General features: G+C 73.2%; 8 protein-coding genes and 1 pseudogene. 5 read left to right on the plus strand and 4 right to left on the minus strand.

The genetic code is table 11. The features are described 5' to 3' along the window. Positions 1-226: 226 nt before the first annotated feature. Complete coding sequence (glgX, locus tag ACFXAZ_RS15315; protein ID WP_384590064.1) at positions 227-2,347, plus strand: glycogen debranching protein GlgX; 2,121 nt, start codon at positions 227-229, stop codon at positions 2,345-2,347. A gap of 48 nt (positions 2,348-2,395) precedes the next feature. On the opposite strand, the gene ACFXAZ_RS15320 is transcribed toward glgX, so the two are convergent. Together ACFXAZ_RS15320 and ACFXAZ_RS15325 are read right to left on the minus strand one after the other, a co-directional pair. Beyond that, positions 2,396-3,556, minus strand: a complete 1,161-nt coding sequence (locus ACFXAZ_RS15320; RefSeq protein ID WP_384590066.1) for a sensor histidine kinase — start codon at positions 3,554-3,556, stop codon at positions 2,396-2,398. Positions 3,557-3,560: 4 nt separating this feature from the next. After that, positions 3,561-4,214: a response regulator transcription factor gene (locus ACFXAZ_RS15325; RefSeq protein ID WP_384590069.1), complete on the minus strand. Its 654-nt coding sequence runs from the start codon at positions 4,212-4,214 to the stop codon at positions 3,561-3,563. A 170-nt stretch (positions 4,215-4,384) separates the two neighbouring features. Here ACFXAZ_RS15325 and ACFXAZ_RS15330 point away from each other — a divergent pair, with 170 nt between their 5' ends. The 4 genes and pseudogenes from ACFXAZ_RS15330 (at position 4,385) to ACFXAZ_RS15345 (ending at position 8,293) form a co-directional block, all read left to right on the plus strand. Next, positions 4,385-4,900 (plus strand): hypothetical protein, encoded by a 516-nt coding sequence (locus ACFXAZ_RS15330; RefSeq protein ID WP_384590072.1) that lies wholly within the window; start codon positions 4,385-4,387, stop codon positions 4,898-4,900. After that, positions 4,897-6,213, plus strand: a complete 1,317-nt coding sequence (locus tag ACFXAZ_RS15335) for a peptidoglycan-binding protein (RefSeq protein ID WP_384590075.1) — start codon at positions 4,897-4,899, stop codon at positions 6,211-6,213. Before ACFXAZ_RS15330 ends, ACFXAZ_RS15335 begins: the two co-directional genes overlap by 4 nt. After that, positions 6,210-6,920: pseudogene (locus ACFXAZ_RS15340) on the plus strand (ABC transporter ATP-binding protein); the annotation flags it as partial. The gene ACFXAZ_RS15335 and the pseudogene ACFXAZ_RS15340, both read left to right, overlap by 4 nt. A 146-nt stretch (positions 6,921-7,066) precedes the next feature. Next, positions 7,067-8,293: an ABC transporter permease gene (locus ACFXAZ_RS15345; RefSeq protein ID WP_384590078.1), complete on the plus strand. Its 1,227-nt coding sequence runs from the start codon at positions 7,067-7,069 to the stop codon at positions 8,291-8,293. 407 nt (positions 8,294-8,700) lie between these two features. Here the strand turns inward: ACFXAZ_RS15345 and ACFXAZ_RS15350 are convergent, their stop codons facing one another. Next, positions 8,701-9,849, minus strand: coding sequence for a prephenate dehydrogenase (locus tag ACFXAZ_RS15350; RefSeq protein ID WP_384590080.1), 1,149 nt, complete (start codon positions 9,847-9,849; stop codon positions 8,701-8,703). Beyond that, the gene (locus ACFXAZ_RS15355) at positions 9,846-10,367 is read right to left on the minus strand and encodes an aminotransferase class I/II-fold pyridoxal phosphate-dependent enzyme (RefSeq protein WP_384590083.1); all 522 of its coding nucleotides are present in this window, start codon (positions 10,365-10,367) and stop codon (positions 9,846-9,848) included. The genes ACFXAZ_RS15350 and ACFXAZ_RS15355 overlap by 4 nt, the downstream gene beginning before the upstream one ends. Between the last annotated feature and the right edge of the window lie 92 nt (positions 10,368-10,459).

The raw sequence follows: 10,459 nt of genomic DNA on the forward strand, positions 1-10,459 counted from the left end.
CTCTCTGTGGGTGTGGGGGTCTTGCGCCCCCCGGGGGGGGCCCCCCCGCCGCGGGGGGGGGGGGGGGGGCGCGCGCCGCACCCGCCCGCCCCCCCCCCGCGCCGGTCACGGCGGGCCAGGTCGCCCGGTAAGAGGGAGCTGGGTCAGGGGAGGTTCCCTCACTTTCGTGGAGACTCGGCGCGCAAGGCGCCCCCAGGTGGGGGCCGCACCTGAAAGAGTCGTGACCATGCAGGTCTGGCCTGGAGAGGCGTATCCCCTCGGTGCCACGTACGACGGCGCCGGTACCAACTTCGCGGTCTTCACGGAGGCCGCGAACCGAGTCGAGCTGTGTCTGCTGCACGACGACGGCTCCGAGACGGCCGTGGAGCTGCGCGAGGCCGACGCGTTCGTCCGGCACGCCTATGTGCCGGGCGTCATGCCGGGCCAGCGCTACGGCTTCCGGGTGCACGGACCGTACGTCCCGGAGCGCGGGCAGCGCTGCAACTCGGCGAAGCTGCTGCTCGATCCGTACGCGCGGGCGGTGGCCGGGCAGGTGCGGTGGGGCGAGGAGGTGTACGGCTATCACTTCGGCTCGCCGGAGCGGCGCAACGACCTGGACTCGGCGCCGCACACCATGTCGTCGGTGGTGGTGAACCCGTACTTCGACTGGGGCGACGACCGCCGGCCGCGGACCGAGTACCACCACACGGTGATCTACGAGGCCCATGTCAAGGGTCTGACCATGCGGCACCCGGGGCTGCCGGAGGAGCTGCGCGGCACCTACGCGGCGCTCGCCCATCCGGCGGTCATCGGACATCTGACCGATCTCGGGGTGACGGCCCTGGAGCTGATGCCGGTGCATCAGTTCGTGAACGACCACCGGCTGGTCGACATGGGGCTGAACAACTACTGGGGCTACAACACCATCGGTTTCTTCGCCCCGCACAACGCGTACGCGTCCTGGGGCGACCGCGGGCAGCAGGTGCTGGAGTTCAAGTCGGCGGTCAAGGCGCTGCACGAGGCCGGGATCGAGGTGATCCTGGACGTGGTCTACAACCACACCGCCGAGGGCAACCATCTGGGCCCCACGCTGTCCTTCAAGGGCCTGGACAACGCGTCGTACTACCGGCTGATGGCCGATCACCGCTACTACATGGACACCACCGGCACCGGCAACAGCCTGCTGATGCGCTCACCGCACGTGCTCCAGCTGATCATGGACTCGCTGCGGTACTGGGTGACCGAGATGCATGTCGACGGGTTCCGCTTCGATCTGGCGGCGACGCTGGCCCGGCAGTTCCACGAGGTGGACCGGCTGTCGTCGTTCTTCGACCTGGTGCAGCAGGACCCGGTGGTCTCCCAGGTGAAGCTGATCGCCGAGCCGTGGGACGTGGGCGAGGGCGGCTACCAGGTGGGCAACTTCCCCCCGCTGTGGACCGAGTGGAACGGCAAGTACCGCGACACCGTACGGGACCTGTGGCGGGGCGAGCCGCGCACGCTCGCGGAGTTCGCGTCCCGGCTGACCGGCTCCTCCGATCTGTACCAGGACGACGGGCGGCGCCCGCTGGCCTCGATCAACTTCGTCACCTGCCACGACGGGTTCACGCTGCGCGACCTGGTGTCGTACGACGAGAAGCACAACGAGGCCAACGGCGAGGGCAACCGGGACGGCGAGAGCCACAACCGGTCGTGGAACTGCGGGGCGGAGGGCGACAGCGACGATCCGGGGGTACGGGCGCTGCGGGCCCGGCAGATGCGCAACTTCGTCGCCACGCTGATGCTGTCCCAGGGGGTGCCGATGATCAGCCACGGCGACGAGTTCGCCCGCACCCAGCACGGCAACAACAACGCCTACTGCCAGGACAGCGAGCTGGCGTGGGTGCGGTGGCCGAAGAAGACGGACCCGGACGACGCGGGGCTGCTGGAGTTCACCCGGGCGATGGTGTGGCTGCGCCGGGACCATCCGGTCTTCCGGCGGCGGCGCTTCTTCCACGGGCGGCAGGTGGAGGGCACCCACGACGAGCTGTCCGACATCGCCTGGTTCACCCCTTCGGGAAAGGAGATGACCCGGCGGGACTGGGACTCGGCGCCCGCCCTGGCGCTGACCGTGTTCCTCAACGGCAACGCGATCTCGGAGCCGGGGCCGCGCGGGGAGCGGATCGCCGACGACTCCTTCCTGCTGCTGTTCAACGCCTCGCCGCGCACACTGGAGTTCGCGGTGCCCGTGGACCACGGGCAGCAGTGGCAGATCGTGGTGGACACCGCCCGCCCCGACCCGGTGCCGCCGGGCACCGGCCCCAAGGTGCGGGCGGGCGAGCGGCTGACGCTGGTGGACCGGAGCATGACGGTGTTGCAGCGGCCTGCCTGAGGGCGGCGCCCCCGCGGCGCCCCGCCGCTCCGCCGCCGGCGCGTCGGCTCACGGCTGCTCGAACAGGCCCTGTCCCCGGCGGGGGAACGCCACGGTGATGTCCAGGCCGCCCTCCGGGCCCTGCTCGGTGATGATGCGGGCGCGGTGCGCGCTGGCGATGGCGGCCACGATGGACAGGCCCAGGCCATGGCCGGAGGCGCGGGCCGAGCGATGCCCGAGGCGCTGGAAGGGCTGGTAGAGCAGGGGGATGGACTCGCGGGGGATCACGGGGCCGCTGTTCACCACCCGGACCTGCGGGGTGCCGCCCTGCATGCCGGTGGTCACCCGGATCCAGCCGCCGGGGTTGGTGTAGCGCTGGGCGTTGCCGACGAGATTGGTCACCAGGCGTTCCACCAGGCTGGCGTTGCCCTCGGTCGCGGCGCCCGCGAGCTTGGTGTCCACGGTGACGTCCGCGCGGTCGGTGGGCGTGAGGTCGTCGAGGACGCCGGTGACGACCTCGGCGAGGTCCAGCGGCTCGGTCGCGAAGACCCCGCCCTGGCTGCTGGCCAGCGTCAGCAGTCCCTCGATCAGCCGCTCCTGGTCCTCCCCGATGGCCAGCGCCCGTTCGCACACCGCCCGCAGCGCCTTGACGTCGGGATCGGGGCTGCTGAGCGCGACCTCGATCACCGTGCGTTGCAGGGTGAGCGGGGTGCGCAGTTCGTGCGAGGCGTTGGCGACGAAGCGGCGCTGGGCGTCGAAGGCCGCGTCGAGCCGGGCGAGGAGTCCGTCGAAGGTGTCGCCGAGGTTCTTCAGCTCGTCGTCCGGGGGGCCGGGCATGGCGAGCCGCTCGTGCAGATTGTGCGCGGAGATCCGCCGGGCGCGGGAGGTCATCACCCGTACCGGCCGCAGCACCCGCCCGGCCACCACCCAGCCCAGGCCGCCGGAGATCCCGGTCATGGCGCCCAGCGCGATCCCGGAGCGGGTCAGCAGGGTGCGCTGGGCCTCCTGGCGCTGGCGGTCGAGGACGAACATGGCCTCCACCGTGGCCATCTGCTTCGCCGGGCTGCGCGAGCTGTTCGTGGCGGTGATCCTGGTGCCCTTGGACGCGGGGCTCTGCACCACCAGGAGGTAGGTGACGGCCAGCAGGGTCGCGCCGGAGGCGAGGAACAGGGTGCCGTAGAGCAGGGTGAGGCGGAGCCGGGCCGACCAGCGGATACGGAATCGGCTCACCGGCTCAGATCCGGTATCCGACATGCGGCACCGTCTCGATCACGGGCGGGTCGCCGAGCTTGCGGCGCAGCCGGCTGATGGTCACCTTGACGGTGTTGGTGAACGGGTCGGTGGCATCGTCCCAGGCCCGTTCGAGGAGTTCCTCGGCGGAGACCACCGCGCCGCGCGCGGCGAGCAGCAGTTCCAGTACGGCCATCTCCTTCGGGGAGAGGTCGAGCTGGCGTCCGCCGCGCCAGACGGTGTGCTCGGCCGGGGAGAGCGACAGATCACCGTGGGTGAGCACCGGGGGCACGGCGGGGTGGGCGCGGCGGGCCAGGGCGCGGATCCGGGCGACGAGTTCGGCGAAGGCGAACGGCTTGGTCAGATAGTCGTCGGCGCCCAGGCTCAGCCCGTCGACCCGGTCGGCGATGGTGGAGGACGCGGTGAGCATGAGGATGCGGGCCCGGGAGCCGTGCTTGATGAGCGCCCGGCAGACCTCGTCGCCGTGCATCAGCGGCAGGTCCCGGTCGAGCACGATCACGTGGTAGTCGTACACGGTGGCCTGTTCCAGCGCCTGCCGGCCGTCCAGTGCCAGATCGATGGCCATGCCCTCCTGCCGCAGTCCTGCGGCAATCGTCTCGGCCAGTTCGAGGTGGTCGTCGACAATCAGCACTCTCATGCGGGCAAGGATGCCCCGTCGGCCATAACAGGGGAATAACGCGTGGCCACAGGTGGGGAAGGCGAAACAGGTGGACGCGGTTGTTCCCCGCGTGTAACCGGGCCGGGCGTACAACTCACCGCATGTTCTCCACACATCGTCGCGCCCTGATCGGGCGTGTACTTCTTCCCGTGTCCCTGTTGCTGACGGGCGCCCTGATCACCAGCTGTTCCGGCGAGTCGGAGGCCGCCGACGACGTGGCCGCCGACTCGTCCGCGACGCCGAACAGCCAGTTCGACCAGGCCCTCGCGTTCGCCGAGTGCATGCGCGCCAACGGCGTGCCGGAGTTCCCCGACCCGCAGCAGGCCGACGGCGGTATCCGCATGGACGCGGGCGGCGTCGACACCAATTCACCCGAGTTCCAGGGCGCCATGGAGGCGTGCCGTGACTCGGTACCGCAGGCCCAGGGGCAGGACCAGGGCGGCGAGCCGCTCGATCCCACGAAGGTGGCCGCCTGGGCGGAGTGCGTCCGGGCCAACGGGGTCCCCAACTTCCCGGACCCGGAGATCAACGGCAACCAGATGGGGCTGGACTTCGCGGGTGCCGGGCTGACGATGGCCGACCCGGCCTTCCAGTCGGCCCGTACCGCGTGCCAGGACAAGTGGCCCGGCGGCAGCATGATGATCCAGGGTGGCGGAGGCCAGTGACCACGCAGGACGAGACCGGGCACCTGCCGGCCGTCGTGGAACCCGGCGGGGTCCCGGCGGTCGCGCGGGACGACGCGGAACGGGCGCCGGCCGTCGCCGAGGAGACGCGGCGGCCCGCGACCTCGGAGCACGCCACGGATGCCGTGGACACCAAGGAGCCCGGCGCACCGCCCGTGGAGCGGCGCCGGCGCAGCCGTCGCCGTACGGCGCTCCTGGTGGTGGTCGCGATAGCCGTGGCCGCCGCCGCGGGGCTGGCCGCGACCGGCGTGTTCAGCGGGGACGACACCGCCGCCGCGACCTCCGCGCCGGACGGGCCCGCCGCCACGACGAAGGTCCAGCGGATGACGCTGACCAGCACCGAGACCGTGGACGGGACGCTGGGGCACGGTGATCCGACGCCCGTCACCGACGGATCGTCCGCCGCCGCGTCGGGACAGGCCGCCGCAGGGCAGGCCCCGGCCGCCGACGGCGATTTCATCACCTGGGTGCCCGGCGAGGGCGACACGCTCACCCGCGGCGAGGCCGTGTACCGGGTCAATGAGCGCAAGGTGCCGCTGCTGTACGGGGCGATCCCGTTCTACCGGACGCTGGAGCCCGGGGTGGAGGGCGCCGACGTGCAGTTGCTGGAGCGCAATCTGTCCGAGCTGGGCTACACCGGCTTCGAGGTGAACGACGAGTACACCTCGGGCACCGCCGACGCGGTCCGCGACTGGCAGGAGGATCTCAACGCCGAGGAGACCGGGACCGTACGGCCCGGGGACGCGGTGGTGGCGTCCGGGGCGCGGCGGGTCGCGGAGCTGAGCACCTCGCCCGGCGCCCTCGCCGGCGGCGAGGTGCTCTCCTGGACCGGCACCGAGCGGATCGTCTCCGTGGAGCTGGACCCGCGGCACGAGGATCTGGTGAAGGAGGGCTCGCAGGCCACCGTCCGGCTGCCGGACGGCAGCACGGTGCTCGGCGAGGTCACCGAGATCGGCACCCCGGGCAGCGCGGCGGCCGGGTCCGGGGCCGAGGGGCAGGGCGCCGACGAGGCGACGCTCCCGGTCCGGCTGAAGATCGAGGACCAGGACAAGCTGGGCCGCTACCAGGCGGCCTCCGTGGACGTGATCCTGGAGGCGGACAGCCGCCGGGACGTCCTCGCGGTGCCGGTCAACGCGCTGATGGCACGGCCGGGCGGCGGCTACGCCCTGGAGGTGCCCTCACCCGGCGGCGGCAGCGAGCAGGTGCCGGTGGAGCTGGGCATGTTCGCGGGCGGCCTGGTCGAGGTGAAGGGGTCCGGCATCAAGGAGGGCCTGGACGTGGGGGTGCCCAAGTGACGCCGCACGTCGTCGAGCTGACGGGGGTCTCCCAGCGGTACGGGGAGGTCGTCGCGCTGGCCGACACGGATCTGGTGATCGGGCGCGGTGAACTGGTCGCGATCGTCGGTCCCTCCGGGTCCGGGAAGTCGACCATGCTGAACATCATGGGCACGCTCAGTCTGCCCACCTCCGGCGAGGTCCGGGTGGACGGTCACGCGGTGGCGGAGCTGAGCGACCGGGAGCTGTCGGCGCTGCGCGCCAAGACGATCGGTTTCGTGTTCCAGCAGTTCCATCTCACCGCGGGCATCCCGGTGCTGGACAGCGTGGCGGACGGGCTGCTCTACAGCGGCATTCCGCGGACCCGGCGGCGGCGGCTCGCGGAGACCGCGCTGCGCCGGGTGGGGCTGGGCCACCGGCTCTACCACGAGCCGCATCAGCTCTCCGGCGGGGAGAAGCAGCGGGTCGCCATCGCCCGCGCGGTGCTGGGCGATCCGCCGCTGCTGCTGGCCGACGAGCCGACCGGCGCGCTGGACTCGCGCTCCGGGGCGACCGTGCTGGAGCTGCTGCACGAGCTGAACGAGGCGGGCACCACGGTCGTCGTCATCACCCACGACCGGGACGTGGCGGCGTCGCTGCCGCGCGAGGTACGGCTCAAGGACGGGCGGATCGAGCACGATTCGGCTGCCGCCGGGGGCCGGGACGCGGGCGGCGGCGGCCGGGACGCGGGCGCGGGCCGGGAGCTGGCAGCCGCGTCGAGCGGAGCACCGGCGATCGGCACAGGTGGTACGGGCGGCACGGGCGGTTCCGGCGGCACGGGCGGTTCCGGCGGCACGGGTCGCACGGGCGGCGCGAGCGGGTCCGGGGTGGCGCGATGAGCGGCGAGCGGCGCCGGGCGGGCGGCGGCGACCGGCCCCGCCCGGCCCGGATGAGCCCCGCCGATGTGCTGCGGGTGGGCGGGTACGGGCTGCGCGCCCGGCCGATGCGGGTGTTCCTCTCCGCGCTGGGCATCGCCATCGGTATCGCGGCGATGGTGGGCGTGGTCGGTATCTCCACCTCCAGCACGGAGGATCTCAACCGGCGGCTGGCCGCGCTGGGCACCAATCTGCTGTCGGTCACCCCCGGGCCCTCGCTCAGCGGTGACGCCTCCCATCTGCCCACCGAGTCGGTGGAGATGGTCGGGAACATCCCGGACGTGGAGTCGGTGAGCGCGCTCGGCAAGGTCGACGCCAAGGTGTACCGCAACGACCACATCCCGGAGGCCGAGACCAGCGGGATCGCCGTGTTCGCGGCGCGGAACAACCTGCCGGAGACCACCGGCGCCGAACTGACCGACGGCCGCTGGCTCAACTCGGCCAACGACCGGTACCCGTCCGTGGTGCTCGGCCCGCGCGCCGCCGAACAGCTCGGGGTGAACCGGGCCGGAGCCGATGTCCAGGTGTGGCTCGGCGACCGCTGGTTCACCGTGATCGGGCTGCTCGCGCCCAATGTCCTCACCCCGGAACTGGACACCCAGGCCCTGGTGGGCTGGCCCTACGCGGCGGAGCACCTGGCCTTCGACGGCTACCCGACGGTGATCCACGTACGGGCCGTGGAGGCGCGGGTCACGCAGGTGCAGAGCATCCTGGGCGCGACCGCCAACCCGGAGAAGCCGGACGAGGTGGCGGTGTCCCGGCCGTCCGACGTGCTCGCCGCGAAGGAGGCCACCGACGACACCCTGAGCGGGCTGCTGCTGGGCCTCGGCGCGGTGGCGCTGCTGGTCGGCGGGGTCGGGGTGGCCAACACGATGGTCATCTCGGTGCTGGAGCGCCGCTCGGAGATCGGGCTGCGCCGCTCGCTGGGGGCCACCCGGGGCCAGATCCGCAATCAGTTCCTGTGCGAGTCACAGCTGCTGTCCGCGCTCGGCGGGGTCGGCGGGGTGACCCTGGGCATCGCCGTGACCATCGGCTACGCGTCCTACCAGGGCTGGCCTTCGGTCGTCCCGGTCTGGGCGATGGCCGGGGGCGTCGGCTCGACCCTGCTCATCGGCGCGCTGGCGGGCTTCTACCCGGCGGTCCGCGCGGCCCGGCTGCCCCCGACGGAGGCGCTGGCGACGCCGTGACGGACGGTCACGCGGAAACCGTCCCCCGATCACGGGTGCCCCTCGACCATCCCCCGCGAGGGGCGCCGTGCGGGTCCGGCCCTGACCGGACCCCCTGCCCTCCCCCGCCACCCGGCCGGGGAGGGTTTCGGGCTGGGTGGGGGCGGGCGGGGGCGGTTTGGGCCGGGGTGGGGCGCTGGGGCCGGTGGGGGCGGCTGGGGCCGGCTGGGGCCGGATAGGGACAGCTCGGGCCGGGGTGAGGCCGGATGGAGCCGGTAGCGACAGCTCGGGCCACGGTGGGGCCGAGGTGCGGCCGGGGTGAGGCAGGGGTGAGGCCGGATGGGGACAGCTCGGGCCACGGTGGGGCCGGGGTAGGGACAGCTCAGGCTCGGCAATGGGCAAGTGGGGGCGGTTGGGGGCAGCCAGGGTCAGGTGGCGGCAGCGGCGTAGGCCGGCTCGGTCTCGTCGGCCGTCGTTTCGTCCGGTACGACGTCCCAGCCCGCCGCCGCCAGTTTGCGGGACAGGGTGTGTGCCTCCGCCGGGGTGACCTCGAAGCGGATGACCAGGGGGCCGTCGGGGCCGTGCGGGGTGCGGGGGGCGGCGACGGTGTCGGGGCTCGCGCCGTGCGCGGCGGCGGTGTCGAGGAGCCGGGCGAGTTCGCCGGGGCGCTCGGCGATGGTGACATCGACGTGCGCGGTGTCGGCGGCGGGGCGGCCCCTCGCGGGGGCGGGGAGGGCCGCCAGGGCGGCGGTGCCGCGTTCCAGGAGGGCGGTGAGGTCGCGTCGGCTGCGGGCCCGGTCGCGGGGGGCGCGGGCGGACAGGTCCCGCACGGCGGCCAGGAGTTCGGTGAGGTCGATGTGCACGGCGGCCAGGACGCGGGCGACCTCGGCGGCGTTGGTCTCGATGATGTCGGTCCACAGCCGGGACTCGCCGCGGGCGATCCGGGTGGCGTCGCGAAAGCCCTGCCCGACCAGGAGCGCGGTCACCGGGGAGCGTCCGCCGAGCCGGGCGGCGACCAGGCTGGCCATGAGGTGCGGGGCGTGCGAGGTGAGCGCCACGGTCTCGTCGTGGGCGCCGCTCTGCATCACCGTCGGCACCCCGCCGCACAGGGCGATCAGGTCGAGCGCCCGGTCGAAGGCGCGCTTGGAGGTGAGCCGGGAGGGCGTGAGCACCCACACCCGGTCCTGGAAGAGGTCGGGGCGGGCGGCGAGCGGGCCGGAGCGTTCGCGCCCGGCGAGGGGATGCCCGCCGACGAAGTGGGTGGGCCGGGGGGCGCGGGCGAGGACCTCGCGCTCGGGTCCGGCCTTGACGCTGGCCACGTCGGTGTAGCTGTGGGCCAGGCCCCGCGCCTGCTGTTCGGCGAGCACGTCGGCGACCTTGCCCGGCGGGACGGCGAGCACGGCGAGGTCGACGGGTTCGTCGGGGGGCCGGGCGGTTCCGGCGCCGAGCAGCGCGGCGGTGCGTACGGCGGAGGGATCGGCGTCGAGCAGATGGACCGCGAGGCCGCGCCGGGCGGCGGCGAGCGCCACCGAGGTGCCGATCAGGCCGGTGCCGACGACGGCCAGGGAGCGGATCACGAGGCCGCCCCGGTGGGGACGCCAGTAGAGGGGATGTCCGCGGTGGGGACGCCCGTGGTGGCGGTCAGCCGGGCGGTGATGGCGGCGGCCAGCCGGTCGAGGCCCTCCTCGATCTTCTCCGGCGTCAGGGTCGAGATCGACAGCCGCAGTTGCCGGGAGACGGTGCCCGCGCCGTAGAAGTGGTGCATCGGCGTGAACAGCACGCCGTATTCGCTCGCCGTGTGCTCCAGGAAGGCGTCGTCCACGGTGAACGGGACGGTGACGACGACGAAGAAGCCGCCCTCGGGTTCGTTCCAGGTCACCTGGCCGGCGGCCCGGAAGCGGGCGGCGAGCCCGCTCAGCACCTGCGCCAGGTTGGCCTGGTAGACGGCGGTCTCCTTGGCGTTCGCGGCCACCAGGCTGAAGTCGTTCGCGATCAGCTTGCCGCCGATGACGGCCTGGGCGATGGGTGAGGTGTTCACCGTCAGCATGCTCTTGATCTTCGACAGTTCGTCGGCGAGCAGCGCGCCGCCCGCCACCCGCGGTTGGGCGACGGCGAACCCGACGCGGGCGCCCGCGACCCCGCTCTTTGGTAAGGGTCCGAGTTATAGGACCCGGCGCTCGCGGTGCA

The organism is Streptomyces sp. NPDC059477, from assembly GCF_042749375.1.
Classification (GTDB): Bacteria; Actinomycetota; Actinomycetes; order Streptomycetales; family Streptomycetaceae; genus Streptomyces.